Below are 25,547 nucleotides of genomic sequence, written 5' to 3'. Positions count from 1 at the left end.
CTCAGGTGGTCAGGCTCATCGTCGGACGCTGACCGGCCAGGCCCTGCGCCACGCTGTCCAGCACCATGCGCGCCATGGCACCACGCGTCTCCCACGTGGCGCTCGCGCGGTGCGCCTGCAGCGTGGTGCGGTCGGACTCGCGCAGCGCCGCCGGCACGCGCGGCTCGTCGACAAAGACATCGAGCCCGGCCCCGGCGATGCGTCCAGCGGTAATGGCTTCGGCAAGGTCGTCTTCGTTGACCAGGCGACCACGCGCCACATTGACGAGGAAGCCACGCGGGCCCAGCGCATCGAGCACGGCGGCATCGATGATGCCTTCCGCCTTGTCAGCCGCCGCGCACAGCACGAGCGCGTCGCTGGCCCGCGCCAGATCGCGCAGATCGGACACGAATTCGTGTGGCACGTCGTCCATGCGACCGAGGTCCGTATAGCGGATCGGGCAGTTGAATGCGGCGGCGCGCGTGGCCACCGCGCGGCCCACGCGTCCCATGCCAACGATGCCGATGTTCATGCCGGTGAAGCGGCGCGCCAGCGGAATCGCGCTCGGCGACGGATGCAGTTCCCACTGGCCGTCGCGCACGAAGCGATCGCCGGCAGCGATATTGCGGCAGGCGGCGATCAGCAGGCCGATGGCAAGGTCAGCCACGTCCTCGGTCAGCGCGCCCAGCGTGGCGGTGACGGGCAGGCCGCGCTCGCGGCAATAAGCCAGATCGACGGCATCGGTGCCCACGCCGTTGACGGCGACCACCTTGAGCGAAGGCAGTTGCTCGAGCATTGCGCGGGAGATGCCGGTATGGCCGCCCGTGATGACAGCCTGGATTGCCGCGCCATGTTGCTGGAGCCACGCCGCCTGGTCCGCGATCTCGAAGTACTTGTGCACCTCATAGAGGCTGGCAAGCTCGTCGTTGATCGCGGGAATCAGGATGGGATTGAGTTGCAGGATCTGCGGCTTCATGTGTGGGGGCGGTGTCGCGTTGAAGGTTGACTAGCATGGTATGTAATACTTGATCGACAAGGCAATATTGATCTATAAAATCAACATATAACGACACGAGAGAGTTACGACTGGTCATCATGGGAACCTGGATCACGATGGATGAGGCGTGCCAGCGCCTGGGCGTGCGGCCGCAGACGATCTACGCGTATGTGAGCCGCGGCAAGCTCGAGGTGACGTCCGACCCGGCCGATACGCGCCGCAGTCTGTATCGCGCGGAGGATGTGGCGGGCCTCGCCAAACGCAAGCAGGCAGGACGCAAGCACGAGACGCTTGCCACCAACACGCTGTTCGGCGCGGAGCCGAGTATTCCGACCTCGATCTCGACCTTTGTGCGCGAGCGGCTGTATTACCGGGGGCAGGACGCGGTGACGCTGGCGCAGGCGGGCACGCTCGAGGAAGCGGCGCAGTTGCTGTGGAACGCGCAGCAGACGGTGGATCTGTCGTCGACGGTGCGCGTCGCGCGGCCCGGCCGCGTGGCGGCCTTCACCTCGCTGGCCACGCTGGCCGCCACGGGCCATTCGACGCATGGCCGCACCACACGCGTGCTGCATGTCGAAGGCCAGAGTCTGGTCGGGCAACTGGCCAATGCATTCGGGGCGCAGCCGGGCCAACAGCCGCTGCATCTGCGCTTTGCACAAGGCTGGAAGCAGCCCGCGAAGGTCGCGGAGTTGTTGCGGACCGCGATGGTGCTGCTGGTCGACCACGAACTGACGAGTTCGGCGTTTGCCGCGCGCATCGCTGCCTCGAACGGGGCCTCGCTGCCGGCATGTCTGCTGTCGGGGTTGACGACGTTGTCCGGCCCGCTGCATGGCGACGCGTCAGGGCGCGTCAAGGCGCTGTTCAGCGAAGTGGAGCGAAGCGGCGAGGATCAGGTCATCGCGCACCATCTGTCGACGGGTTTGCCGTTCGCGGGCTTTGGCCATCATCTGTATCCCGATGGCGATCCGCGCGCGACGGCACTGCTTGCGCTATTCGAGCCGCCCGAGGTGATCGCGCGTTTTATCGAGAAGGCGACGGCGTTGACGGGGCTGCAACCGAATATCGACGTGGCGCTCGCCGCGCTCGTCATGCATCACGGCTTGCCCGAGGATGCCGCGTTTGGCATGTTCGCGACCGCGCGCAGTATCGGGTTGCTGGCGCATAGCATCGAGCAACTGGGCATCGCGCAGGTGATCCGCCCGCGCGGGCGATATGTGGGCACGATGCCGGAGAAGACCGGTTGAATGCGCCCTTGGGCTAGCGATCGCGCTTAAGGCTCACGCCTTCGTCGACGACGCCGTAGACGCTGATGCCCGATTGGCCATCATCGGGGCGCGAGGCGCAACCGGCGAGGGCGCCGAACCCAATCATGACGGCGATGGCGCCAAGCACGCCGATCAGGCCGAGTCTGCGGCGGAGCCTGCGTTTCGTGTTCTCTCCCATGGATCTTCTCAGTGTTGGCGTAAAGCGTTGGCGTAAACACATAGGACGCCCGGGCACCATGGAAAGTTCGGACGCATCGCCATGCGTTAGCATTGCGCAAGTCACATTGCGTCAGGAATGAGCCGCCGCCAGACATGATCGATCTCAATGACGTCTATTACTTCGCCAAGGTCGTCGAGCACCAGGGCATTACCGCCGCGGCCCGCGTGCTCGATGTGCCCAAGTCCAATATCAGCCGGCGCATCCTCGCGCTCGAGGCCGCGCTGGGGGCGCGGCTGATCCAGCGGACCTCGCGCCGTTTCGTGATCACCGAGATCGGCGTGGAGTTTCATCGCCACGCGGTGGCGATGCTCGTGGAGGCCGAGGCGGCGGAGAGCGTCGTGCGCACCCGCACAGCGGAGCCGAGCGGCACCATCCGCTTCACGTGTTCGGTCGCGGTGGCGCAGTTGGTACTAGCCACGCTGATTCCGCGCTTTATGGCGACATATCCGCGTGTGCGCATCGTCGAGCATGCGACCAATCGTCATGTGGACCTCGTGCATGAAGGCTTCGACATGGGCCTGCGCGCGCATATGGGGCCGTTGCCCGATTCCTCGCTGGTGCAACGTCCGCTCGCGCAGATCCCGTGGTACCTGTTCGCCAGCCCCGGTTATCTCAGGCGCAAGGGCGTGCCCAGTGCGCCAGAGGAGTTGGCCGGGCATGACGCGATTGCGCTGGGCGCCACGCAGGATGCCTACGTCTGGCAATTGCGCGATGTCCGTCATGCGGATCAGACCCATGCCGTGCCGTATTCCCCGAGCCTTGTCAGCGATGACATGGCCACGCTCAAGGCCGCCGCGTGCGAGGGCGTGGGCATCGTCGCGCTGCCGGGCTACGTCGGCCGCGCCGAGATTACCGCCGGCAAGCTCGTGCGCGTGCTGCCGCAATGGATCGTCGGGGTGGCCACACTGACGTTGCTGATGCCGTCGCGGCGCGGGCTGCTGCCGTCGGTACGCACGTTTGCCGAATACCTCGCCGAGCATGTGCCGACAGTCGTCCAGTAACTTTCTTCGTGGCTCATCGTCCCAATAATGGGACGATAGGTCCAATTTACACCCACTGTTTTCTGATCGTCTCATTTGTAAAGTGGTCTCCAGGCCGCGATCGCACCGCGACGCGGGCCTGACCCACCCAACGGAGAGACCCATGAACGCTCAGAACAACGCTCGCAACAATCGCCTGACCCGTGACAACGCCGTGCTGCTGTTGGTCGACCATCAGGTTGGCCTTTACACCGGCGTGCGCGATATCGAGGCACTCGAACTGACGCACAACGTGGTGAGCCTGGCCAAGGCGGCCGTCGCGCTCGGCGTGCCCGTGATCGTCACGACCACCACCGAAAACCTGTGGGGCCCGCTGATTCCCGAACTGCGCGACGCGCTGCCCGGCATTACCGTGATCGAGCGCACCACCGTCAATGCGTGGGACGAGCCGCGCGTGGTGGCGGCCGTCGAGGCGACTGGCCGCAGGAAGCTGATCGTGACCGGTATCTCCACCGATGTGTGCCTGGCCTTCCCGGCGATGTCCGCGCTCGATGCCGGCTATGACAGCTTTGCGGTCATCGATGCGTCGGGTGGTTTCTCGAAGACCCAGGTCCAGATGGGCGTGGCGCGCATGCAGCAGGCAGGGGTGGTGCCGGTCTGCTATTCGAACGTCGCGGTGGAAATTCTCGCCGACAACGCGGCCCCGGAGGCGCAGGCGGTGTACGCCGCGTTGGGCATGCCGTTCGCCAGTCTGGTGTTCGGCCTCAAGCAGCATTTCTCGCGCGGTTGAGCGTCGGCGTTGAACGGGAGTCCGATCATGCAATACGACATCGTCATTGTGGGTGGCGGCAGCGCGGGCGCGGTGATGGCCCGCCGGCTCAGCGAAACGTCGCAGCAGCGCGTGCTGCTGCTGGAGGCGGGCCCCGCTTATCGTCCTTCGAACTATCCCGACGCGTTGGCGCTGGCCGACCGCGTCGGTGGCGACGCGCCGCACGACTGGGGCTACAAGTCCGAGCCCGGCGTGGTGGGCCATGCGATCCATGCGCGCCGGGGCAAGGTGCTTGGCGGCAGCTCCGCGGTGAACGCCGCGGTGGCGATGCGCGCGCGATCGGCCGACTTCGATCGTTGGGCGCGGCGCGGTCTCACCGGCTGGTCGTCGGCGGAGGTGCTGCGGAGTTTTCGCAAGCTCGAATCCGCGCCATATGGTGACGATGCCTGGCACGGACGTGACGGTCCGCTGCCCGTGCGGCAAGTCGCACATAGTGCGCTGACGCCATCGCTGCGCGGGTTTGTCGACGCCACTGTGGCACTTGGCTTCGAGCGCATCGCGGACTTCAATGCGGCCACGCAGCATGGCGTGGGCCCGTATCCGCTCAACGTGGTCGACGGCGTGCGGCAGAACACCGGCATCGCCTATCTGACCAGCGATGTGCGTCGCCGCGTGAACCTCGAGATCCGTGCCAGCGCGGAGGTCGATCGCGTGCTGGTCGAGGGCGGCCGCGCCCATGGCGTGCGGCTTGCCGATGGCACACTGATCGAAGCCGGTACGGTGATCCTTTCCGCCGGCGCTTACGGTAGCCCATCGATCCTGATGCGTTCGGGCATCGGTCCCGCCGACGATCTGCGCGCGCTCGGCATCAAGCCGCTTGCGGATCTGCCCGTGGGCCGCCGCCTGATGGACCACCCGTTCTATTACAACGTCTACGCTCTGCGGCGCGAGTTCAATGCGATGACGCCCGCAGCGGGCGCGGTCCTGTGGACGCGTTCGCTCGAAGCGTCACCTGGCGAGCTGGACCTGCATGTCTCCGCCACGCATATCTGGGATCCCGCGGCGAGTCCGACCGGAGGTGCGATCGTGCTGGCTACCGCGCTCACGTTGCCGGAGTCGATCGGCAGCGTGCGGCTGGCCAGTGCCGATCCACGCGTGGCACCGCGCATCGACTTCAACTTCCTGGCCACCACGCGCGATCGTCGCCGCCTGCTGGAAGGCGTGCGGTTGTCGCGGCAGATCGGTGCCACCGCGCCCTTCGCGGATCTGGTGGCGCACGAGATGGAGCCGGGCCGCGCGGTGCGGACGGATGCCGAGCTCGAGGCGGCCATCGTGGCGGGACTCGATACTTATCAGCACGCGACCTCGACCGTGCCGATGGGCGCGGATAACGATCCGGGCGCGGTGGTCGACGGCCTCGGCGCGGTACGCGGCATCGCGGGACTGCGCGTGGTGGATGCATCGATCCTGCCCGAGATTCCATCGGTCGCAACCAACCTCACCACGATCATGGCGGCCGAGCACATTGCCGCGCGCGTCACCGACTGGAGCCGATGATGCCTGCCACTACGACCCAGACCATGCCGTTGAGCGCGGAGGAGCGCGAGGCGGAACGTACCTTGCTGGAGTCCTTCGTGCGCTATTGGTCCGCGCATGCGAACGACGATCTGCGCACCACCTACGATGGCTTTATCGCCGCGACGCCCCCTGCGGCCGATGTGATCGCCGTCGCGGTGCACGACGGCGAGATAAGTGGATGGTGGTTGCTGCCGCCGGGACAGGAGCGCGCGGGAGACGCTGCGATTCTTTATCTGCATGGCGGCGCCTACGTGCTCGGTTCCGCCACCGCATACCGCCACTTCGCCAGCCAGATCGCCGCGCGCACCAACCGGCCGGTGTTCGTGCTCGACTACCCGCTGGCACCGGAACACGCGATGCCCGCCGCGCACGATACGGCGGTGGCAGCGGCGCAATGGCTGGCACGCTCGGGCGTGCAGCGGCTGGCGGTGATCGGCGATTCGGCCGGAGGTGGGCTGTCGCTCTCGGTGTTGGCCACGCTGACGCGCGCGTCGACGGCGGGTGAACAGAGCGTCCCGACGCTCGCGGCAGGGGCGATGTTCTCGCCGTGGACCGACCTGTCGCTGTGCAGCCCAAGCATGACGGATCCCGCCATTCGCGATGTGTTGCTCACACGAGCATACCTCGCGGACAGCGCGGAGAAGTATCTGGGGTTTGCCGCGCCGACAGACCCCATGGCGTCACCGCTGTTCGGCATTCCGGCGGGCATGCCACCGCTCTATATTCAGGTGGGCAGCGAAGAACTGTTGCGCGACGACGCCACGCGTTACGCACAGCAGGCGCGCGAGCAGGGCAATACGGTGAGCGTGGAGATCTGGGAGGGTCTGCATCACGTGTTCCAGTTCAATGTCGTCGAACTGGCGAGTGCGCGTAGCGCGCTTGACCGTGTGGCGGGTTTCCTGACCGGGCGATTGTGATCGCACCTTGCGGTGGCCGCGCAAGTTGTATAGGCTATTACTACGATTACAACAGTCCTAGTTTGTTATGTCCCACATCAGCACCGGCGTCGAGTACGGCCTGCATTGCATGCTGTATCTGACGCGTTCGGACGCCGCCGTCGATGAAGCGAGCGTGCGCGATCTTGCCGAGCTTCAGGGCGTACCCACCGAGTTTCTCGCCAAGTTGTTCACCAAGCTGGCCAAGGGCGGACTCGTGGCGGCGACCGAAGGCATCAAGGGCGGCTTTCGGCTGGCGCGCCCCGCCAATCGCATCACGGTGCACGATGTCGTCGAGGCCATCGACGGCGACAAGGCACTGTTCGACTGCCGCGAGATTCGCAGCCGCTGCGCGGTCTTCGAGGATGCGCCCCCGACATGGGCTACGCGTGGTGTCTGTTCGATTCACGCGGTGATGCAGGCGGCGGAGCGCGCGATGCGCGCCGAGTTGCAACAACATACGCTCGCGGATCTGGCGCAGCGCACGCTCGAAAAGGCGCCGGCGGCCTATGGTCCGCAAGTGGTGCAATGGCTGACCGATCGCGCCGACCATCGCGCGGACAGCCGTCGTAGCGACAAGAGCGAACGCGGCTGAGTCATTGTCGACATGGTGTGAAAAAAGGGCGATCCATTGGATCGCCCTTTTCTTTCATCGTGCGTTGACGTTCATCACGCCACCACGATGCGTTGCGGATCGGCCAGTGCCAGTGCTTCCGCACGGTCCGCGCGCGGCGGATAGATCCACTCGGTGTTGATTTGCGTCTTCAGCGCCTTGGCCACGCCGCCCGTCAGCTTGACCTGACGATCCCACCCTTCGGTGTACACCGCGCCCCACGGGCCGAGGTCCAGGCACGTAACGTACTTGGGCTGGCTGTATGGAATCGCTGCCACGCCGAGCAAATCGGCGGCCACGTTGTGCCCGGCTGAGCGGCCGAGATTCATCGCATGCTGGCATGACATCGCCGCGAAGTTGCCCTCGTCGTCGGTGGCCGCGTAGGCACAGTCGCCGGTCGCGAACACGGTGTCCAGGCCCTTGACCTTGAGACTGCTATCGACGTGCAGACGGCCGAATTTGTCGCGCTCGGCCGGAATCTGCGCGGTCAGCGCGCTGGCGCGTGCGCCCGCGGTCCAGATCACGGTTGTCGCTTCGATGCGCTCGCCGTTCTCGAGCGTCACGCCGTGCGCGTCCACCGCCGCCACGCCGGAACCGAGCTTCCAGGTCACGCCGAGTTCGGTCAGCGCCTGCGTGATGACGGGACGCGGGCCCGCGCCGAGGTCGGGGCCGATCGCATCGTTGCGCTCGACCATGATCACGTTGACCGCAGCGTTTTCTCCGAGCACTTCGCGCAGACGCGCCGGCATCTCGGCCGCGGTCTCGATGCCCGTGAAGCCCGCGCCCGCGATAACGACCGTGTTGCGGGCCGCGCTGTCGGGAAGGCCGGAGAGACTGCCGATATGCGCATCGAGCTCGGCCGCGTCCGCTACCTGATCGACGTTGAACGCATGCTGTTCGAGACCCGGGATCTGCGGGCGGAACAGGCGGCTGCCGGCGGCCAGCACCAGTCGATCGAAGTGGACAAGTTGGGAGGCGCCTTCCGCACCCGCGGTGGCGACGGTGACTTCCTGCCGCGCCACGTCGATGTGTTCGACCCAGCCTTGAATAAAGCGAACCCCGACGGCCTGGAAGATGTCCTGCAACGGCGCACGCATGCCATTCGGATTCTGTTCATAGAGGCGCGGGCGAACGTGCAGCTCGGGCGTGGGAGCGACCAGAGCAATTTCCATGTCGGTGCGCCCGACCTGATCGAGCAGGCGGGCCGAAGCCAGTGCGCTCCACATACCGGCAAAGCCGGCGCCAATAACAAGAATACGTTTCGACATCTCTGATGCTCCTGAATCAAACCTCGGTTTCGTGCGGTCTGGCCGCCAGTGGCGGGCGCCCTGAGATTTCTGTACGGCGCCGCATAACTACGATTCTATGAGTCGGAGTTTAAAAGTGCAAGAAATTAGAAGGGATTCCTTGGAAAGTGAACGTTTAGTAACCTCGCACGGTCGAATTTCCAACGTAAAATTCGGCTGGCGCCAGAGCCATGGCGCAACGTCTTTACATTCGGGATGTACGTCGATCTCCTTACCCTTTATCTCCTTGCGATCGGGACTCTGCTGGCCAGCGCCGGCATGATCTTCTGGGAACACCGGACCAATCCCAGGCGCAGCCGGTCGTTGCGAATTCTCGCGACGGGCTTTGCAACGCTCGCGACCGGATGCGCCGCGGTACTGATCCGCAGGCAGTTGCCCGGTTTCAGCGGCGCGATGATCAGCAACCTGATCATGCTGTGCGGTTATCTGCTGATCCTCAGTGGTGTGGCCTCGTTCAGCGGGCGGCACGTGCGTGGGCGCGCGATAGCCATCCTGGTCGTGATGGCGCTGATCTGGCTGATCGGTGGCGCGCGCTGGCAGGACCAGATCTGGGCCTACGTCAGTGCGACGCCGATTGCGTTGATCAGTGGCATGACGGCATGGGAGATGTGGCGCTGCGAGTCGCTGCGCGCGCTGCATGCGCGTCGCATCGTCGTGGCGGTCACGGGCATTCACTCGCTGTTCTATATCGCGCGCACCTGCGTGCTGCCGTGGGTCGTCAACGCGTATGGCCCGGTGGCACAATCGATGGCAAGCAAGATCACGATGTACGAGGGCGTGCTGTTCTCGGTCATCCTGCCGATGACGCTGCTGAAGCTCGTGCGCGAGGAGCTGCACAGCCAGCTACTGCGTGAGTCGCAGACCGACTATCTGACGCGCCTCGGCAATCGGCGCTGGTTCTTCGAGCAGGGCGCGCGCATTCTCGATGGCGAAGACGGTCGTGGTCCGGTGGCCGTGCTCGCGTTCGACCTCGATCAGTTCAAGGCCATCAACGATATCCACGGTCACCAGACCGGTGACACCGTGTTGAGGTCGTTTGCGGAAATCGCGCGTGGGGTGCTGGAGCCGGGCGCGTTGCTCGCGCGCATCGGCGGCGAGGAATTTGCCGCGCTGCTGACCGGTGACGATGCGCGCCGCGCGCAGACGCTTGGGCAGACCATCGCGCAGCGCTTTGCCGCCGCCATCCCCAACCGGCTCGACAGCGTCGGCGTGCCAGCCACGGTTAGCATCGGGCTCGCGCAGTTCGAGCAGGACGCTCCCGCGCTAACCGACGGCCTGGCCGCGGCGGACCAGGCGCTCTATCGCGCCAAGTCGCTTGGCGGCAACCGTCTGGAGCTCGCGGGGGCCTGAGGCAATGCGTGCCGACCTCAGTCGCGCGCCGCGGTCACGATGAACTCCACCAGAATGGCGGCGTCGGCCATCTGGGCCTGACACGTCGCGCGCGCCGGTGCGGCACCCGCCGGTAGCCAGCGTTCCCATACCGCATTCATCGCCGCGAAGTCTCGCGGCAGGTCCTTCAGCCAGATCTGCGTGGTCAACAGCCGCGATTTGTCGCTGCCAGCCAGCGCGAGCAGGCGTTCCACTTCGGCCAACGCCTGTTCCGACTGGGCGGTGATATCGCCGTCCAGACGCTCGGCAATGGCGCCGGCCAGGTAGACGGTATTCCCATGGATGACCGTATGGGACATGCGGGCGCTGGTTTCGAATCGTTCGATCTTGGACATATTGAGAGAGGATGAAGAAGGGGATCAGTGTTGGGACGCGGTGAGCTGCCGGTAGGCGAGGCGGGCACTCGCGAGGTCTTCCAGCGCAGTGCCTACAGCCTTGAACACGGTACGCTCGGTGGCTGACTGCCGGCCCGCGCAAGTGCCGCGCGCAAGGCCGGTCAGATTGCCGCGCAATGACTCCGGGGTCAGGCAGCCTGCGGCAAACGCGTTGAGCAGATCGCCGGATTTGGCCGGTGCTTCGTCGGTATCGACCCATACCGAGGCATTGGCAAAGCAGGCGGGCTCGGCTTCGGTCATGCGCGGTGTAAAGCTGCCGATCAGGTCCAGATGGCTGCCGGCGGCAAGCCATTCCGCGTGAATCAGCGGCGAGGTGGCCAACGTCGCGCAACTGACGATATCGGCCGCGCGTACGGCGTGTTCCAGATCCGTGGCGGCGCTCGCCGGAAGACCCTGTTCACGCAGCGCTTGCGCGCATCGGGCCGCCGCGCTGGCGTCGATGTCCCAGATCTCGATACGGTCGAGCTGGCGGACGGTCGCCATGGCCGGCGCCACCAGACTGCCGACGCGCCCGGCTCCCACAACCAGCAACGAACGGGCGTCGGGGCGGGCCAGATAGTCGGCGGCCAGCGCCGCCGCCGCGGCAGTGCGGCGCGAGGTAATTTCGTTGCCGTCGAACATCGCCAGTGGCGCGCCGGTGCGCGCGCTGTACAGCATGTAGGTCGAATGCAGCCCCGGCAGGCCGTGCGCGGCATTGCCCTCGTAGATATTGACGATCTTGACGCCATAGAAGCCCTCGGCATCCCACGCGGGCATCAGCAACGAGATGCCGGCATCCGGCTGGCCCGCTTCGCCGATGGTGTGGGTATGCCTTAGCGGTACCGTGGCACCGGCGGCAAACGCGTCGCGCAGGGCGCTCACGAGCAGTGGGAACGACAACAGGTCTCTCAGCAGCGCGGCTTCGGGTTGCAGCACGACGGCTCCTTCTTCTCGATCGATGGAATCCCGCCATGCTAGCCGCGCCGGACGATCCTTGCCATCGTCATTCGCGTCGGCAGCGTCGCGAACCACCAATATACGGGCGCGGGGCGGCTCGGCAAGATGGCGGCACATAACGTCATGGCACCACAGGCCTTCATGCCGCACCCCACACATCACGCATCGCCGCGCTCGCTGTTCGAGAAGATCTGGCAGGCGCACGTCGTCGCGGAGCAGCCATCCGGACAGATCCTGCTCTATATCGATCGCCATTACCTCAGCGACGACCTGCCCGCCGAGTCGTATCACACGCTGCAGCGTCGCGGCATTCCTATTCGGCGGCCGGCGGCCACCGTCGCCGTGCCCGATCACTACGCGCCGTCCCACAGCACACGGCTGGCGGATGTCATCGACGAGGACCGGCGCGTCATGGTGACGGAGCTCGCCGAGCAGGCGCGTCGCCATGGCATGGTGCACTTCGGCCTCGGCGACGAACGTCAGGGCATCATCCACGTGGTCGGCCCGGAGCAGGGCATGAGCCTGCCCGGCATGACCGTGGTCTGCGGCGACAGTCATACCTCGACCCACGGCGCGTTCGGTGCATTCGGGTTTGGCATCGGCGCCAGTGAAGTCAGTCACGTGATGGCCACGCAGACGCTATGGCAAGTGCGGCCCGCCACCATGCGCGTGTGTTTCAGCGGCGAGCCGGCGCCTGAGATCACGGCCAAGGATCTGGCGCTGGCGTTTATCCGCCAGGTGGGTGTTGGGGGTGCCACGGGGCATGTCATCGAGTACTGCGGCCCGGTCATCGATGCGATGTCGATGGAAGCGCGCATGACGCTCTGCAATCTGTCGATCGAGGCGGGCGCGCGTGCCGGCCTGATCGCGCCCGACCACACCACGCTCGCATATCTGCGCGGCCGGCCGTTCGCGCCGTCGGGCGCGGAATGGGACGCCGCCAGCCGCGACTGGCTGGCATTGCGCAGCGACCCCGACGCGGTATTCGACCGCAGTGTCACTGTTGCCGTCGCATCGATTTCACCGATGGTCACGTGGGGCACCGATCCGTCGCAGTGCTGCGGCATCGACGAACGCATTCCCGATCCTGCCGATCTGCCCGATCCCGCACGACGCGCCGCCGCCGAACGCGCGCTGCGTTACATGGGACTCGAGGGTGGGCAGTCGCTACAGGGGCTCCCGGTGGACCGTGTGTTCATCGGCTCGTGTACCAATGGCCGCATCGAAGACCTGCGCCTCGCGGCCAGTGCCATCCGTGGCCGCAAGGCCCGTGTGCGCACGCTCGTAGTGCCGGGCTCGGGCCTGGTTCGCGCGCAGGCGGAAGCCGAAGGGTTGCACCGTGTCTTCCTCGATGCTGGCATGACATGGGGCACACCGGGCTGCTCGATGTGCCTGGGTGTGAATGGCGATATCGGTCAGCCGGGCGAGCGCAGCGTGTCCACCACCAACCGCAACTTTGTCGGCAGGCAGGGCCCCGGGGTGCGTACCCATCTGGTCAACCCTGCCATGGCCGCCGCCACTGCGATTGCGGGTTGCCTGACGGACTATCGCGAGGAGCTGGCCCATGCAGCCGTTTGATCATGTGCGCGGCGTGGCCGTGCCGATGCCGGAAGCCGATATCAACACCGATCAGATCGTGCCCGGTCGCTTTATGCACAAGGTACGCGAAGACTACGGCCGCTTCTGTTTCCACGACCTGCGCTTCGATCAGACGGAGCAACCACGGCCCGGTTACGTGCTGAACGATCCTGCCTATGCCGGTGCGGCCGTATTGGTGGCGGGGTCGAACTTCGGCTGCGGGTCGTCACGCGAGCACGCGGTATTCACGCTTGCCGACTACGGATTTCGTGCCGTGCTGGCGCCGAGCTTCGGGGACATCTTCCGCAACAACTGCTACCAGAACGGCGTGCTGCCTGTCGTCCTGCCGCCCGACTTCATCTCTCGCCTGCTGGCGTGCCTGGCCCGCCAGCCCGGCGCGCAGGTGGAGGTCGACTTGCCCGGGCAGCAGGTGACGGCGCCGGACGGCGGCGTCTGCGGGTTCGAGATCGACGCCTTCCGCAAGGACTGCCTGCTCAAGGGGCTCGACGATATCGACCTGACGCTCTCGATGCGCGAGGCCATCGATCGTTTCGAGCAAAACCGGATTCAACCGACGGGTAAGACATCATGAAGATTGCAGTACTGGGGGGCGATGGTATCGGCCCGGAAGTGACCGCGCAGGCGGTCAAGGTTCTGCGGGCGCTGGCAACGCGAGGCCTGCATTTCGAGATGGTCGAATGCCTGATCGGCGGTGTGGCCTACGATCGGACAGGCCATCCGCTGCCGCCCGCCACGCTCGATGCGGTGCAGCGCGCGGACGCGATCCTGTTCGGCGCCGAAGGCGGGTTCCAGTATGAGACGCTGCCGCGCGGATTGCGCCCGGGCGATGCGCTGCTCACGCTGCGCAAGGATCTGGATCTGTTTGCCAACTACCGGCCCATCGTCACGTTCCGCGAACTTGCCGGCGCATCGTCGTTCCGGCCCGAGATCGTCGAGGACCTCGATCTGTTGCTGATCCGCGAGCTGACGTCGGATCTCTATTTTGGCGAGCCGCGCGGCATCGTTGTAGAGAACGGTCGTCGTGTCGGCATCAACACCATGCGCTACACGGAGGACGAGATCGCGCGCGTGGTACGCGTGGGCTTCGAGGCCGCGCGGGCCCGGCGCGGCAAGCTGTGCTCGGTCGACAAGGCCAACGTGCTGGAAAGCATGGAGCTGTGGCGCATCGTGACCGAAGAGGTCGCGCGCGACTATCCGGACGTGGCGCTGAGCCACCTCTACGTCGATGCCGCGGCCATGGCGCTGGCTCGCGACCCAAAGCAGTTCGACGTGATCGTCACCGGCAATCTGTTCGGGGACATCCTCTCCGACGAAGCATCGATGCTTACGGGGTCCATCGGCATGCTGCCGTCATCGTCCCTGAACGCGCAGGGCAAGGGCCTGTACGAACCCGTGCACGGCTGCGCGCCGGATATCGCCGGCAAGGATCTCGCCAATCCGCTGGCCTCGATCCTGTCGGCAGCCATGATGCTGCGGCAGGGCTTGGGCCAACCGCAGGCGGCGAATCTCATCGAGCGCGCGGTACGCCGCGTGCTGGCCGACGGTCTGCGCACGGCCGACATCTTTCAGCCCGGCTGCACGCGCGCCGGCACGGAAGCGATGGGCGACGCCGTGGTGGCGGCGCTCGCCGCTCTCGAATAACCGTTGCGGCCTGCCAGCCGTGTCCAACCCCCGAAGAGGACTGCCATGAACTTACTGAAATCCACGCTGTTCGCCGCTTTCGCCTGTCTGGTCGTGCCGTTCGCGCAGGCACAGGGCAAGACCACCCTGACGGTCTACACCACGCTCGAGAAGGAGCAACTGGCGCCGTACAAGGCGGCGTTCGAGAAAGCGCATCCCGAGATCCAGATTGCCTGGCTCCGCGACAGCCCCGGCATCATCCTTGCACGACTGATCGCCGAGAAGGACGCGCCCAAGGCCGACCTGCTGTGGGGCGTGCCGGCGATGCATATCCTGACGCTGAACAAGATGGGGCTGATTCAGCCGTACGAGCCCAAGGGCTACGCGCAGCTCAAGCCGCGCTTTCGTGACAGCGTCAACAAGCCGCCGGTCTACACCGGCAACGAGGCCTGGATGACCATGATCTGCTTCAACACGGTTGAGGCCAGGAAGCGTGGTCTGCCGCCGCCAACGCAGTGGTCGGATCTCGCCAAGCCCATTTACAAGGGCCAGATCACGATGCCGAATCCGGCTTCGAGCCAGACCGGCTATCTCGGCGTCAATCACTGGGTCCAGAGCATGGGCGAACCCGCCGCGTGGAAGTACATGGATGGCCTGCACGCGAACATCGCGATGTACACGCATAGCGGCTCCAAGCCTTGCAAGCTGGCGGCCACGGGTGAATACGTGATCGGCATCTCTACCGACATCACCGCGCCACAGCTCAAGAGCAAGGGGGCGCCGATCGACATCATCGTGCCGACCGACAAGCTCGGCTGGGACATCGAGTCGACGGCGATCATGAAGAACACGCCCAAACTGGCGGCTGCCAAGGTTGTGGCGGATTGGGTTACCACCAAGGAGGCCAACGAGCAGTTCAACAAGTTCATGGCGGTGGTGTCTCATCCCGAAGTGAGCCAGGTGCCGCCGAACTATCCGGCCAACGCGGAAGCGATGATGGCCGACGACAACGTGACCACTGCCGTCGATAACCTGACGCGACTGACCAACGAATGGGTGCGCCGCTACGACGGCAAGTCCGAGCCCAAGCCGAACTGATGCGGGCAATGGAGTCCATGATGCAGAATCCGAGCGGCCACATGCTGGCACTAGAAGGCATCGGCAAGCGCTTCGGCAAGACCGAGGTGCTGCGCGATATCGACCTCACGATCGGAGAGGGGGAGTTCGTCTGCTTTCTCGGTCCGTCCGGCTGCGGCAAGTCGACCTTGCTGCGGATCATCGCCGGACTGGAGGTCCAGAGCGACGGCCGGCTGTTCAAGCAGGGCACCGACATCTCGCGGCTGCCGGCCGCGGCACGCGACGTCGGCATCCTGTTCCAGTCGTACGCGCTGTTTCCGAACCTCAGCGTGGCCGACAACGTGTCGTATGGCCTGGTCAACCGGCGCACACCGCGCGCGGAGATCCAGCGCCGTGTCGAGGAGTTGCTGACGCTTGTCGGTTTGCCGGGCATTGGCGAGCGGCTACCCGGTCAACTGTCCGGTGGCCAGCAGCAGCGCATTGCGCTCGCGCGTGCACTGGCACCGTCGCCGCGCGTCCTGTTGCTCGACGAGCCGCTGTCGGCACTGGACGCCAAGGTGCGCGTGCATCTGCGTCAGCAGATCCGGCAACTGCAGAGCGCGCTGCGGCTCACCACGATCATGGTGACGCACGATCAGGAAGAGGCACTGACGATGGCCGATCGCATTGTCGTGATGAACCATGGCGTGATCGAACAGATCGGGACGCCGGAGGAAATCTACCAGCGTCCCGCATCGCGCTTCGTGGCGGACTTCGTCGGCAAGATGAATTTTCTGCCGGCGGTGCGCACCGGCGCGGAGGAAGCGCGTGTCGGCGACGTGCGCTGGACCGTGCCGCGGACCGATGCCGCGGAGGATGGGGCCGGCAAGGACGTCACGCTGGGCTTTCGTCCCGAGGAAATCTGCTTTCGTCACGTGAGCGAGCAGCAGCCCAATAGTCACGCCGTGCGGGTTGGTGATATCGAGTTTCTGGGCGCGACGTGGCGCACTGCCCTGACATGTCCGGCATTGGGCGATGCGGCATTGATCGCAGACTTTTCCTGCGCCGATGCCCGCACGCTGGGTCTGCACACGGGTCAGGAGCTGCGCGTGGCGATCCCACCCGAGCATGTTCACGTCTTTCCCGGCGGAGTCATGCGATGAAGGCCGCTGCTCCCCTGCCATTCGGCACGCAGGTTGTCGCGCCGCCCGCCAGCCGACGGCGCGTGCCCGAGCGCGCGGTGGCGTGGCTTGTGCTCGCGTTGCTGTGCGTCATCGCGCTGATATTGATCGGCCTGCCGTTATGCATGGTGTTATCGCGCAGCCTGCGCGATGGTGACGGTCATTTCGTCGGACTGGCCAACTTCATCGCCTATGCGTCCAATCCGGGCCTGCGAGCCTCGCTCGTGCATACCCTCGTGGTGTGCGCGCTGACCACGGTCATCACGCTGCCGCTGGCGTTCGGTTATGCGATGGCGCTGGTGCGCAGTCGTCTGCCGTGCAAGGCGCTGTTCAAGGGCATCGCACTGCTGCCGCTGCTGGCACCGTCGCTATTGCCGGCCATCGCGCTGACCTATATGTTCGGCAATCAGGGCTTCCTCAAGGGCTGGCTCGGCGGCGAGTCCATCTATGGGCTGATCGGTATCGTCATGGCGCAGGTGTTCTACTGCTTTCCCCATGCGGTATTGATTCTGGTGACGGCGCTGGCGCTGTCGGACGCGCGCATGTACGAAGTGGCACGCACGCTCGACACACGGCCCTTGCGCGCATTTCTGACGATTACCCTGCCGGCCGCGCGCTACGGCCTGGTCAGCGCGGCATTCGTGATCGTCACGCTCTCGGTGACCGACTTCGGTATCGCGAAAGTCATCGGCGGGCAGTACAACGTACTGGCGATCGACATCTACAAGCAGATCATCGGGCAGCAGAACTTCAGCATGGGGGCTGTGGTGGGTGTCATCCTGCTGGTGCCGGCGGTGCTGTCGTTCTTTGTCGACCTGTTGGTGCGCCGCCGCCAGCGCTCGATGCTGAGCGCGCGCTCGGTGCTCTATCGCCCAGAGGTCCGCCCGATCTTCGATGGCGCCATGGCGCTGCTCGCGGTGATGGTCTCGCTGGCGATCCTGCTGGTGGTTGGCACCGCGATCTTCGCCTCGCTGGTCAAGCTATGGCCGTACAACCTCAGCCTGTCCCTGCACAGCTACGATTTTGCGGCCTACGACAGCCTGGGTTGGGGTGCGTATTACAACAGCCTGACGATTGCGGCGGGCGTGGCGGTGGGCGGTACGGTACTGGTCTTTACTGGCGCGTATCTGATGGAGAAGGTGCGTGGCGTGGGCCTGCCCGCCATCGTGCTGCACTTCCTCGCCATGCTGCCGCTGGCGGTGCCGGGTCTGGTGCTCGGGCTGGGCTTCGTGTTTTTCTTCAACGATCCCGCCAATCCGCTATCCGGTCTCGCCAGCAGCCTGGTGCTGATGACGATGTGTTGCATCGCCCACTATTACACCGTGCCGCACCTGACTGCGCTGACCGCGCTGCAGCAGATCGACAGCGAGTTCGAGGCAGCCTCCGCATCGCTGGGCGTACCGTTCTGGACCACCCTGCGCCGCGTCACGATTCCGATCTGCCTGCCGGCGATTCTGGATATCGCCACCTACTTCTTCGTCAATGCGATGACCACGGTCGCGGCGGTCATCTTCCTGTACGAACCATTGAGCATGGTGGCTTCGGTGGCAGCCGTGGCAATGGACGACACCGGCGACACCGCCGCCGCCTGTGCCATGGCGGTCATGGTGCTGCTGACCTCGGCGATCGTGAAGTTGCTGCAGTCGCGACTGGCCGCGTGGATGGGGCGTCGCACGCAACGCTGGCGCTACTGAGTCGACGCGTTTCCCGTCAGGTGCTGGAACATCAGTCGGGTGGCCACCGGCTGCTGCTCCAGATCCCGCACGCAGACCTTGTAGTGCCGGTCCACCCATTGTTCCTGCAGGTTGATGGATACGATGCCGGCGGTCGGCGATAGCCGCGCCGCGTAGCTATGCGGCACGATGCCGACGCCCAGGTTGGCCTGAACCATGCGACAGACGGCGTCGTAGCCGGCCACACGCACGTGCGAACGCGGCGTGATGCCCAGCTCGGCCGCCTGCCGTACCAGCAACGCCTGCAAGGCGCTGCTGGCTTCCTGCTCGACCATCTCGTGGTCGAGCACATCGGCATATCGCACGGTGTCGACTGTGGACAGCGGATGGCGTGCCGGCACGACGGCAACCAGCCGGTCCGAATAGCAGGGCACCACCGTGAGATGTGGGGCCGCGATATCGCCCCAGAAGATACCGATGTCGGTGGTGCCGTCCATCACCGCCTGCACCGACGCGGCGCTGGACGCCGCGGCCAGATCGATGCGAATCTCCGGATACAGCTTGGTGAAGGTCTTCAGCGCGTCGGGGAAATAACCGAACAGCGCGGACTCGCTGGCCAGCATACGCACATTGCCGCGCACGCCATCGGCATAGTCGAAAATCTCGCTTTCAAGTTCGGCCAGATTGCGCAACATGGTGCGCGCATGGTTGAGCATGGCGAGACCGGCGGCGGTGGGCTCCACGCCCTTGCGATGCCGCAATAGCAACTGCGTCTGCGTTGCATGCTCCAGATCGGCGATGCGCTTGCTGACGGCGGAAGGCGCGATAAACTCGCGCTCGGCGGCGCGGTTGATGCTCTGCTCCTCGACGATCGCGACGAACAGCTTGAGCGTGACGAGATCTAGCCGCGAGACGAGGCTGCCATGGAGCCTGCCGCGCGATACGTTGCGGCAGCCGGGTGGGGATTTGACGTTCGAGTTCATGAGACGCGGGAACAGCGCATGGGCGCGCGTGAAACAACAGATGCGCACCGTAGTGCAAGCTTCGTGCCGAGTCCTGCACCATCGTGCAACATCGCGGGGGCGGTCAATCGGGACTTGCACCGATCGGCGCATGTGGTCCCATGTGGCCCCATGCGGCCCATCACTACGGCGGTGCATTGGGCAGGTGCGCTCGCGGATCGCGATGTCGGCGTCGTCAATGACGTGTTGGCACCCCTTCGCATTCGATCGATGATGAGCGGCATCGAGCCTATTGCGAGGAGTCTGATCCATGTCTTCGGTCGTCGTCCGTGCTTCCCGTTTCAAGTCCCTATCCACGCGACGCAGGCAGTTGCTGCGCGTGGGCGCCAGTGCATGTATCGCCGCCATGTTCGGCGCGGCGCCGTTGACCGATGCGTGGGCGCAGACCGGCGATAACACCGGTCCGCTGCGGTTGATCGTGGCCTACCCACCCGGCGGCTCGGCGGATATTCTCGCTCGCATGCTGGGGCAGAAACTCGGTCAGGTGCTCAATCGCAGCGTGGTGGTCGACAATCGCCCAGGTGCTGGCGGCATGATTGGACTCAACGCCGCCGCGCAGGCGGCGCCCGACGGCAATACGATCTTTCTGTGTGCCGTGACCACGCAGATCATTGTCACGCTGCTCAACAAGAACGCTCGTTACGACGTCACGCGCGACCTCGAGCCGATCTCGCTGATGGCCAGCGCGCCGCATGTGCTGGTCGTCCATCCGTCGGTGCCCGCCAAGGACATGAAGGCTTTTACCGCGTGGCTCGCCACCCAGAACGGCAAGGTCAATTTTGCTTCCGGCTTCGGCACGCTGTCGCACCTCGAGGGCATTCTCCTCGGGCAGCGCCTCGACGTGACGCTCCACAATATTCCCTACAAAGGCTCGTCGCAGGCGGTGACCGATCTGCTGGCCGGCAATGTGTCATTCATGTTCGACAGCATCCCGTCGTCGCTGCCGCTGATCACAAGCGGAAAAGTGCGCGCGCTGGCGGTGGCCTCGACGCAGCGCATGCCGGCGCTGGCCCAGTTGCCCACCGTCGCGGAAGCAGGGGTGCCGGGCTACGACGTCAACAACTGGTTTGGTGTCTACGCGCCCAAGGGCACGCCACAGTCAGTGCTCGAGGGCTTCGACAAAGCGATTGCCGAGACGCTCAGGGACAAGGATCTTGTTGCCAGGATGGAGCGCAACGGGTATCTGCCGAAGTACGGCAACAGTGCGGAGATGGGGCGGGTGGCCACCGACGAGGTCAAGCGATGGGGCAACGTGATCTCGACGGCGGGCCTGTCACTTTGATTCGCGCTGTCGCGCGGCTTATTTAGCCGGCACCACCAGCGGCGCGTTCTGCTTGACGAAGTACGTCGCCAGCTCGGAGGCTTTGCCACTGCCCACGTTCCTCGCCGAATGCGCGACACCGGCGGGGATAAACAGCGACTCTCCGGTCTTTAGCGTCACGGGCGGTTTGTCGCCGAGTTGATACTCGAGTGTGCCCTGCAGCACGAACGCGATCTCCTCGCCCGGATGGGTATGCTTCGGCGCAAACGCGCCCGGATCGAAATCGACGCGAGCCTGAATGCCGTCGTGGCCGGGTACGCTCAGCTCCTGCTTGACGAGGTCGGTGCGATGAATGCCGGCTGCCTGAGCGTGCGCGGCCTGCAATGAGAAGGCGCCGCCGATCAGAAGGAGCGTGGCGGTAAGGTTGCGGATGGATAGGGTACGCATGAACTGTCTCCGTGGTTGCGTTCGATCGGGAGCTTTTGCCCGACCGTTATGCTGTATTGAAGGACAGCGATGTATCGCCGGTGTCGCGATAAGAGTGATCGTGCGTAACGTTGCGTAAGCACTCCCACCCTCGATACACGCGGACACAACTTTCGCGCGCACTCGGTCTACGCTGCGGGTCTACGCTGTAAGCGAGGAGACAAACTATCATGCGCCTGCTATCGAGATGCCTGTTGATCACCGCGCTGTGCTGCGCGATGCCGCCAGCACAAGCGTCACCCGTGGATGAACAACCGCCCGCCATTCTGCCGCTCGCGAGTGAACCTTCGCCGCGGCTCGTGCCCTACGCGCCATTGCCCGAACCGCTCGCACGCGGTGTGGTGATCGTGCAGTTCCGTACCGAGCATTTTCGCGTGATGCCGGTCTTCGGCAAGACCGCAAGCGAAGTGTCACCGCGCATCGGACATCTGCACGTGACCGTCGATGATGGCCCAGCCACCTGGGCGCATACGAGCGAGGACCCGATCATCGTGGTGGGGCTGCCTGCCGGGCCACATCGCGTCAAGCTCGAACTGGCCGATCCCACGCACAAGATATTGGCCACCGAGCTCGTCACTGTGACCGTACCCGACGTGAAAGCGGCCCCGCATCGACACTGAACGGTTCAGCGCAACGTGCGAAAGCTCACGCGCAGCTCCTCGGTGAAGGCCATCGGTTGTTCCCATGCCGCGAAGTGCCCGCCCTTGGGCATCTTGTTGAAGTGGATCAGCTTCGGATAGGCCTTCTCGGCCCAGCTTTGCGGCGCGGCGTAGATCTCGTCGGGGAACACGCTCACGGCCACCGGAATCGCGATGTGCTTCGGCTCGAAAAAGTTGAGCTTGTTCTCCCAGTACAGACGCGCCGACGATACGCCGGTGCCGGTCAGCCAGTACAGCGTAGCGTTGTCGAGGATATCGTCGCGCGTCAGACCTTCCTTTGTGCCCGCAAACACACGCGCGATCAAGGCCTGGCTGCGCGCGTCGTGATCGATCATCCATGCTGCAAGTCCGATTGGCGAATCCTCGAGCGCATACAGCGTCTGCGGGCGATTCGCCATCTCCAGCGCATAGCCCAGCCCGTGCTTGTAGAAGTCGTCGAGTTGATCGAATGCGTTCTTCTCGTCGGCCGACAGCCCTGCTGGCGCCGGCTCGCCAAACTTGAGCGCGCGCGCAATGTTGTCAGGCACGGTCGCGGGCATATTGGTGTGGATGCCGAGTAGCTCCGGCGGCTTCAGCACCGCCATCTGTTCGGTCACAGCGTTGCCCCAGTCGCCACCCTGCGCCACGTAGCGCGTATAGCCCAGCCGCTTCATCAACGTGACCCACGCGCGCGCGGTGCGTTGAGGATCCCAGCCGGTTGCCGTCGGCTTGCCCGAGAAGCCATAACCCGGCAGTGATGGAATTACGAGATCGAACGCATCCGCCGCGGTGCCGCCATGCGCGGTTGGATTGGTGAGGGGCTCGATGATCTTCATCTGCTCGATGATCGAACCGGGCCACCCGTGCGTGACGATCAACGGCAGCGCATCCTTCTGCTTCGAGCGCACGTGGATAAAGTGAATGTCGAGCCCGTCGATCTCGGTAACGAACTGCGGCACGGCGTTGAGCTTTGCCTCCATGCGTCGCCAGTCGTAACCCGCGCCCCAATAGCGCGCGACGCTCTGCATGGTCGCCAGCTGCACACCCTGCGAGGCGTCGTTGACGGTCTCGCGTTCGGGCCAGCGCGTGGCCTTGACGCGCTTGCGCAGATCGGCGAGGTCCGCCTCGGGTACGCGCACGCGCAGCGTCCGGATGGCACTCTTGTCGCCGCCCGGAGGCTTGCCGATATCCACGATCGGCACCTCGGCCAGCGCGTGCTCGCTCAGCGAGGTGGCGGCCAGCGCGGCCGCCGATGTACCGAGAAAGCGCCGGAAGAAAGGACGGCGAGAAGGGATCCCGGGCACGCTGGGCAGTTTGTTGTTGTTATCCATGGCAGGCTCCTGAGGGCAGGGAAGGAGGCAATGCACTACGTTCGCCAATCAGGCCCTCGACAGCTCACCATCGGTCAGCCGCCAGATGCCAGCCGGGTTGGCATGTCGGAGCGCTTCAGGCAACAGCGCGTCTGGAAACCCCTGATAGCAGACCGGCCGCAGGAATCGCTCGATAGCAGTCATGCCCACCGAGGTGAAGCGACTGTCCGATGTGGCCGGGAACGGTCCGCCATGGATCGATGCGTACGAGACCTCCTGCGGATGCGAAAACGCATTGATCACGATGCGTCCAGTGCGACGTTCGAGAATCGGCACCAGCCGGCGCGCCAGCGCGTAGTCGTCCGCGTCGATCTGCAGCGTCGCCGACAACTGCCCGCGAAACTGCCGCGCCAGCGCGAACAGCTGTGCTTCGTCCTTGACACGCATCAGCAGCGCGGCGGGCCCGAACACCTCCTCCGACAGCGAAGCTTCCTCGAGTGCGCGCGTGCCATCGACTTCGAACAACATTGCCTGACCGTCCCAGGCGCCCTGTGGATCGCCACCGGCCGCAATACGCTCGGCACCGGCATTGGCCAGACGTTCGAGATTGCGGCGATACGCGGTGTTGATGCCCGGCGTCAGCATTGTGCGTGCCGGCATCGCCTGTACGCGCGCGGTCATCGCCTGCTTCATGGCGTCGTAGCCGGGCCCGTGAATGGCCAACACGATGGCGGGCTTCAGGCAGGCCTGGCCGACATTCACCAGCATGCGTTCGGCATAGCCATCGCCAATGTCGTGCCCGCGCGCGGCCAGTGCCGCCGGCAGCACGAAGGTTGGATTGACGCTCGTCATCTCCGTGAAGACAGGGATCGGATCGGGACGTTGCTGTGCGCGGTGGAACAGGGCCATGCCGCCAACCTCGGAGCCCGTGAAGGTGACACCCTTGATCAGTGGATGCGCGACCAATGCCTCGCCGATCTCGTTGCCGCCGCCGCGCACCAGCGAGAACACGCCTTCATGCAGTCCGGTGTCCTCGATCGCGCCGCGAATCACGCGGCCCTCGATCTCCGAGGCACCAGGATGCGCGTTGTGCGCCTTGAGAATGACCGGACAGCCGGCGGCCAGCGCGGAAGCGGTATCGCCCCCCGCCACCGAATAGGAAATCGGGAAATTGCTCGCGCCGAAAATCGCCACGGGACCGATCGCGATCTTCTGCAGTCGATGATCCATGCGTGCGCGCGGCTGACGATCGGGCTGCGCGGGATCGATCGCCGCCTGGCGGAAGCGTCCCTGCCGCACGACTTCGGCAAACTGCCGGAACTGCGTCACCGACTTCGCGATCTCCACCTGCAGTTGCGCCGCCGAGAAGCCGGTTTCGAGCGATGTGCGCTCGGCAAGCTCCGGCGAGACGGCCTCGAGCCCGGCAGCGATGCGTTCCAGGAACGCCGCGCGCTCCGCCAGACTCGTCGCGTGATAGCTCTCGAACGCGTCATCGGCGAGCTGGGCGGCCCGGTCCACTTCCGCTGCCCCGCCAAATGCGAACGCTGGCTCGATTTCCTGGTTGGTCGCCGGATTGAGGGCCTTCATCGAACCCGCGGTGGCGGCGACATCTTCCGCGCCGATAAGCATATGACCGGTCAGTTCCATCAAAGCCTCCCAAGCGTGGCAGTGAGTTCCGCAGCGGTCAGAATCGCGTGCGCGAAGGTCGGACCGTTGAGCTCGTGCGCGGCATGCATCATTTCCTTGCTGAACGCGGCGGTGGCATCGCGCACCAGCGTCACGTGGTAGCCGAGCTCCATGGCAAAACGGCTGGTCGATTCGATGCAGGTATTCGCCAGCAGTCCGATGACCATCACGTGCGTGACGCCCTGTTGTTTCAGCTGGAAGTCGAGGTCGGTATTGGCAAAGCCGCTTTGCGCCCAATGCTCCTTGATCATGATGTCCTCGGGCCGCGGCACGAAGTCGGGATGCCATTCGCCACCCCATGTGCCCACCGCGAAGGTATGCCGGTCCTCGATCGCCACCTGCGTGGGATTCGGATGATCCCAGTTCTCGTAATCGCCAGGCTGCCAGCGACGGTGCGGCACGTAGAAAACCTGAATCCCGGCCTTGCGTACTGCGGCGACCACCGCGCGCATGTTGTCGAGCAGCCCTACCTCGTTCGCGACCGCCTCGATCATGGGAAACACTTTGCCGCCGTGCGACAGAAAGTCGTTGTACGGATCGACCAGCAACAGGCCGCAGCGCTCCGCTCGATACACAGGATCTGCCATTTCGCTCTCCCTACGACATTGCTCACGCATTCGGTATGCCGAATGGACGGATCGAGTCTAGATGA

Annotated in this window: 25 protein-coding genes; 15 read left to right on the top strand and 10 right to left on the bottom strand. The window is 65.0% G+C overall.

Features of this window, described 5'->3' with window-relative positions:
* Position 1: 1 nt before the first annotated feature.
* A complete protein-coding gene (locus tag LDO41_RS26360) occupies positions 2-955 on the bottom strand; it encodes a 2-hydroxyacid dehydrogenase (RefSeq protein WP_223993718.1) in 954 nt (317 codons plus the stop codon).
* 119 nt (positions 956-1,074) lie between these two features.
* Here LDO41_RS26360 and LDO41_RS26355 point away from each other — a divergent pair, with 119 nt between their 5' ends.
* Complete coding sequence (locus LDO41_RS26355) at positions 1,075-2,220, top strand: citrate synthase family protein (RefSeq protein WP_223993716.1); 1,146 nt, start codon at positions 1,075-1,077, stop codon at positions 2,218-2,220.
* A 13-nt stretch (positions 2,221-2,233) separates the two neighbouring features.
* Here the strand turns inward: LDO41_RS26355 and LDO41_RS26350 are convergent, their stop codons facing one another.
* Positions 2,234-2,419 (bottom strand): hypothetical protein, encoded by a 186-nt coding sequence (locus tag LDO41_RS26350; protein WP_223993714.1) that lies wholly within the window; start codon positions 2,417-2,419, stop codon positions 2,234-2,236.
* Positions 2,420-2,553: 134 nt separating this feature from the next.
* On the opposite strand from LDO41_RS26350, the gene LDO41_RS26345 reads away from it, so the two are divergent.
* From LDO41_RS26345 to LDO41_RS26325, 5 genes are all read left to right on the top strand, one after another.
* Positions 2,554-3,462, top strand: a complete 909-nt coding sequence (locus tag LDO41_RS26345; protein ID WP_223993712.1) for a LysR substrate-binding domain-containing protein — start codon at positions 2,554-2,556, stop codon at positions 3,460-3,462.
* A gap of 142 nt (positions 3,463-3,604) precedes the next feature.
* Positions 3,605-4,231: an isochorismatase family protein gene (locus LDO41_RS26340; RefSeq protein WP_223993710.1), complete on the top strand. Its 627-nt coding sequence runs from the start codon at positions 3,605-3,607 to the stop codon at positions 4,229-4,231.
* Between the two features lie 27 nt (positions 4,232-4,258).
* Positions 4,259-5,767 (top strand): GMC family oxidoreductase, encoded by a 1,509-nt coding sequence (locus LDO41_RS26335; protein WP_223993708.1) that lies wholly within the window; start codon positions 4,259-4,261, stop codon positions 5,765-5,767.
* Positions 5,767-6,705, top strand: a complete 939-nt coding sequence (locus tag LDO41_RS26330) for an alpha/beta hydrolase (protein WP_223993707.1) — start codon at positions 5,767-5,769, stop codon at positions 6,703-6,705. The genes LDO41_RS26335 and LDO41_RS26330 overlap by 1 nt, the downstream gene beginning before the upstream one ends.
* Positions 6,706-6,772: 67 nt before the next feature.
* Positions 6,773-7,318, top strand: a complete 546-nt coding sequence (locus tag LDO41_RS26325) for an RrF2 family transcriptional regulator (RefSeq protein ID WP_223993706.1) — start codon at positions 6,773-6,775, stop codon at positions 7,316-7,318.
* A gap of 74 nt (positions 7,319-7,392) precedes the next feature.
* Here LDO41_RS26325 and LDO41_RS26320 read toward each other — a convergent pair whose 3' ends face one another.
* The gene (locus tag LDO41_RS26320; protein WP_223993705.1) at positions 7,393-8,604 is read right to left on the bottom strand and encodes an NAD(P)/FAD-dependent oxidoreductase; all 1,212 of its coding nucleotides are present in this window, start codon (positions 8,602-8,604) and stop codon (positions 7,393-7,395) included.
* 234 nt (positions 8,605-8,838) lie between these two features.
* Between LDO41_RS26320 and LDO41_RS26315 the strand changes: the two genes are divergently transcribed.
* On the top strand, positions 8,839-9,993 hold the full coding sequence (locus LDO41_RS26315; RefSeq protein WP_223993704.1) for a GGDEF domain-containing protein: 1,155 nt from the start codon (positions 8,839-8,841) through the stop codon (positions 9,991-9,993).
* Positions 9,994-10,010: 17 nt separating this feature from the next.
* Here the strand turns inward: LDO41_RS26315 and LDO41_RS26310 are convergent, their stop codons facing one another.
* Together LDO41_RS26310 and lhpI are read right to left on the bottom strand one after the other, a co-directional pair.
* Positions 10,011-10,367, bottom strand: a complete 357-nt coding sequence (locus tag LDO41_RS26310; protein WP_223993702.1) for a RidA family protein — start codon at positions 10,365-10,367, stop codon at positions 10,011-10,013.
* Between the two features lie 24 nt (positions 10,368-10,391).
* Entirely contained in the window at positions 10,392-11,342 is a 951-nt protein-coding gene (gene lhpI / locus LDO41_RS26305) for a bifunctional Delta(1)-pyrroline-2-carboxylate/Delta(1)-piperideine-2-carboxylate reductase (RefSeq protein WP_223993700.1), read from the bottom strand.
* 162 nt (positions 11,343-11,504) lie between these two features.
* Between lhpI and leuC the strand changes: the two genes are divergently transcribed.
* Genes leuC through LDO41_RS26275 form a run of 6 tightly spaced genes read left to right on the top strand, consistent with a single transcriptional unit; the run spans position 11,505 to position 18,513 of the window.
* Positions 11,505-12,941, top strand: coding sequence for a 3-isopropylmalate dehydratase large subunit (gene leuC, locus LDO41_RS26300; protein WP_223993697.1), 1,437 nt, complete (start codon positions 11,505-11,507; stop codon positions 12,939-12,941).
* Positions 12,928-13,533: a 3-isopropylmalate dehydratase small subunit gene (gene leuD, locus LDO41_RS26295; RefSeq protein WP_223993695.1), complete on the top strand. Its 606-nt coding sequence runs from the start codon at positions 12,928-12,930 to the stop codon at positions 13,531-13,533. The genes leuC and leuD overlap by 14 nt, the downstream gene beginning before the upstream one ends.
* On the top strand, positions 13,530-14,603 hold the full coding sequence (gene leuB / locus LDO41_RS26290; protein WP_223993693.1) for a 3-isopropylmalate dehydrogenase: 1,074 nt from the start codon (positions 13,530-13,532) through the stop codon (positions 14,601-14,603). Before leuD ends, leuB begins: the two co-directional genes overlap by 4 nt.
* Positions 14,604-14,648: 45 nt before the next feature.
* Positions 14,649-15,680 (top strand): putative 2-aminoethylphosphonate ABC transporter substrate-binding protein, encoded by a 1,032-nt coding sequence (locus tag LDO41_RS26285; RefSeq protein ID WP_223993691.1) that lies wholly within the window; start codon positions 14,649-14,651, stop codon positions 15,678-15,680.
* A 41-nt stretch (positions 15,681-15,721) separates the two neighbouring features.
* On the top strand, positions 15,722-16,801 hold the full coding sequence (locus tag LDO41_RS26280; protein ID WP_223993689.1) for a putative 2-aminoethylphosphonate ABC transporter ATP-binding protein: 1,080 nt from the start codon (positions 15,722-15,724) through the stop codon (positions 16,799-16,801).
* Complete coding sequence (locus LDO41_RS26275; RefSeq protein ID WP_223993687.1) at positions 16,798-18,513, top strand: putative 2-aminoethylphosphonate ABC transporter permease subunit; 1,716 nt, start codon at positions 16,798-16,800, stop codon at positions 18,511-18,513. The genes LDO41_RS26280 and LDO41_RS26275 overlap by 4 nt, the downstream gene beginning before the upstream one ends.
* Here the strand turns inward: LDO41_RS26275 and LDO41_RS26270 are convergent.
* On the bottom strand, positions 18,507-19,475 hold the full coding sequence (locus LDO41_RS26270; RefSeq protein ID WP_223993685.1) for a LysR family transcriptional regulator: 969 nt from the start codon (positions 19,473-19,475) through the stop codon (positions 18,507-18,509). The genes LDO41_RS26275 and LDO41_RS26270 overlap by 7 nt on opposite strands.
* A gap of 289 nt (positions 19,476-19,764) precedes the next feature.
* Here LDO41_RS26270 and LDO41_RS26265 point away from each other — a divergent pair, with 289 nt between their 5' ends.
* Positions 19,765-20,796 carry a Bug family tripartite tricarboxylate transporter substrate binding protein gene (locus tag LDO41_RS26265; protein WP_223993683.1) on the top strand — a complete coding sequence of 344 codons (1,032 nt, stop codon included), beginning with the start codon at positions 19,765-19,767 and terminating at the stop codon, positions 20,794-20,796.
* An 18-nt stretch (positions 20,797-20,814) separates the two neighbouring features.
* Here the strand turns inward: LDO41_RS26265 and LDO41_RS26260 are convergent, their stop codons facing one another.
* Positions 20,815-21,222 carry a cupin domain-containing protein gene (locus LDO41_RS26260; RefSeq protein ID WP_223993682.1) on the bottom strand — a complete coding sequence of 136 codons (408 nt, stop codon included), beginning with the start codon at positions 21,220-21,222 and terminating at the stop codon, positions 20,815-20,817.
* Positions 21,223-21,431: 209 nt separating this feature from the next.
* Between LDO41_RS26260 and LDO41_RS26255 the strand changes: the two genes are divergently transcribed.
* Positions 21,432-21,881, top strand: coding sequence for a DUF6130 family protein (locus tag LDO41_RS26255; protein WP_223993680.1), 450 nt, complete (start codon positions 21,432-21,434; stop codon positions 21,879-21,881).
* Positions 21,882-21,886: 5 nt separating this feature from the next.
* Here LDO41_RS26255 and LDO41_RS26250 read toward each other — a convergent pair whose 3' ends face one another.
* From LDO41_RS26250 to LDO41_RS26240, 3 genes are read right to left on the bottom strand one after another with little or no spacing between them, the layout of a single operon-like run.
* The gene (locus LDO41_RS26250) at positions 21,887-23,230 is read right to left on the bottom strand and encodes an epoxide hydrolase family protein (protein ID WP_223993678.1); all 1,344 of its coding nucleotides are present in this window, start codon (positions 23,228-23,230) and stop codon (positions 21,887-21,889) included.
* A gap of 48 nt (positions 23,231-23,278) precedes the next feature.
* A complete protein-coding gene (locus LDO41_RS26245; protein WP_223993676.1) occupies positions 23,279-24,856 on the bottom strand; it encodes an aldehyde dehydrogenase (NADP(+)) in 1,578 nt (525 codons plus the stop codon).
* On the bottom strand, positions 24,856-25,482 hold the full coding sequence (locus LDO41_RS26240) for an isochorismatase family cysteine hydrolase (protein WP_223993674.1): 627 nt from the start codon (positions 25,480-25,482) through the stop codon (positions 24,856-24,858). The genes LDO41_RS26245 and LDO41_RS26240 overlap by 1 nt, the downstream gene beginning before the upstream one ends.
* Between the last annotated feature and the right edge of the window lie 65 nt (positions 25,483-25,547).

This window comes from Cupriavidus pampae, from assembly GCF_914271485.1.
Classification (GTDB): domain Bacteria; phylum Pseudomonadota; class Gammaproteobacteria; order Burkholderiales; family Burkholderiaceae; genus Cupriavidus; species Cupriavidus pampae.
The sequence above is the reverse complement of the archived record's forward strand: the minus strand, read 5'-3'. Positions and strand labels throughout refer to the sequence as shown.

Bases quoted from the DNA above. Each gene is read 5' to 3' on its own strand.
- LDO41_RS26265 (WP_223993683.1), top strand. From the start codon at position 19,765: ATGTCTTCGGTCGTCGTCCGTGCTTCCCGTTTCAAGTCCCTATCCACG.
- leuC (WP_223993697.1), top strand. From the start codon at position 11,505: ATGCCGCACCCCACACATCACGCATCGCCGCGCTCGCTGTTCGAGAAG.
- LDO41_RS26355 (WP_223993716.1), top strand. From the start codon at position 1,075: ATGGGAACCTGGATCACGATGGATGAGGCGTGCCAGCGCCTGGGCGTG.
- LDO41_RS26350 (WP_223993714.1), bottom strand. From the start codon at position 2,419: ATGGGAGAGAACACGAAACGCAGGCTCCGCCGCAGACTCGGCCTGATC.
- LDO41_RS26320 (WP_223993705.1), bottom strand. From the start codon at position 8,604: ATGTCGAAACGTATTCTTGTTATTGGCGCCGGCTTTGCCGGTATGTGG.
- LDO41_RS26255 (WP_223993680.1), top strand. From the start codon at position 21,432: ATGCGCCTGCTATCGAGATGCCTGTTGATCACCGCGCTGTGCTGCGCG.
- LDO41_RS26250 (WP_223993678.1), bottom strand. From the start codon at position 23,230: ATGGATAACAACAACAAACTGCCCAGCGTGCCCGGGATCCCTTCTCGC.
- LDO41_RS26360 (WP_223993718.1), bottom strand. From the start codon at position 955: ATGAAGCCGCAGATCCTGCAACTCAATCCCATCCTGATTCCCGCGATC.
- leuB (WP_223993693.1), top strand. From the start codon at position 13,530: ATGAAGATTGCAGTACTGGGGGGCGATGGTATCGGCCCGGAAGTGACC.
- LDO41_RS26340 (WP_223993710.1), top strand. From the start codon at position 3,605: ATGAACGCTCAGAACAACGCTCGCAACAATCGCCTGACCCGTGACAAC.
- LDO41_RS26330 (WP_223993707.1), top strand. From the start codon at position 5,767: ATGCCTGCCACTACGACCCAGACCATGCCGTTGAGCGCGGAGGAGCGC.
- LDO41_RS26335 (WP_223993708.1), top strand. From the start codon at position 4,259: ATGCAATACGACATCGTCATTGTGGGTGGCGGCAGCGCGGGCGCGGTG.
- LDO41_RS26315 (WP_223993704.1), top strand. From the start codon at position 8,839: ATGTACGTCGATCTCCTTACCCTTTATCTCCTTGCGATCGGGACTCTG.
- LDO41_RS26240 (WP_223993674.1), bottom strand. From the start codon at position 25,482: ATGGCAGATCCTGTGTATCGAGCGGAGCGCTGCGGCCTGTTGCTGGTC.
- LDO41_RS26270 (WP_223993685.1), bottom strand. From the start codon at position 19,475: ATGAACTCGAACGTCAAATCCCCACCCGGCTGCCGCAACGTATCGCGC.
- LDO41_RS26245 (WP_223993676.1), bottom strand. From the start codon at position 24,856: ATGGAACTGACCGGTCATATGCTTATCGGCGCGGAAGATGTCGCCGCC.
- LDO41_RS26285 (WP_223993691.1), top strand. From the start codon at position 14,649: ATGAACTTACTGAAATCCACGCTGTTCGCCGCTTTCGCCTGTCTGGTC.
- LDO41_RS26260 (WP_223993682.1), bottom strand. From the start codon at position 21,222: ATGCGTACCCTATCCATCCGCAACCTTACCGCCACGCTCCTTCTGATC.
- leuD (WP_223993695.1), top strand. From the start codon at position 12,928: ATGCAGCCGTTTGATCATGTGCGCGGCGTGGCCGTGCCGATGCCGGAA.
- LDO41_RS26280 (WP_223993689.1), top strand. From the start codon at position 15,722: ATGCTGGCACTAGAAGGCATCGGCAAGCGCTTCGGCAAGACCGAGGTG.
- LDO41_RS26310 (WP_223993702.1), bottom strand. From the start codon at position 10,367: ATGTCCAAGATCGAACGATTCGAAACCAGCGCCCGCATGTCCCATACG.
- LDO41_RS26275 (WP_223993687.1), top strand. From the start codon at position 16,798: ATGAAGGCCGCTGCTCCCCTGCCATTCGGCACGCAGGTTGTCGCGCCG.
- LDO41_RS26345 (WP_223993712.1), top strand. From the start codon at position 2,554: ATGATCGATCTCAATGACGTCTATTACTTCGCCAAGGTCGTCGAGCAC.
- LDO41_RS26325 (WP_223993706.1), top strand. From the start codon at position 6,773: ATGTCCCACATCAGCACCGGCGTCGAGTACGGCCTGCATTGCATGCTG.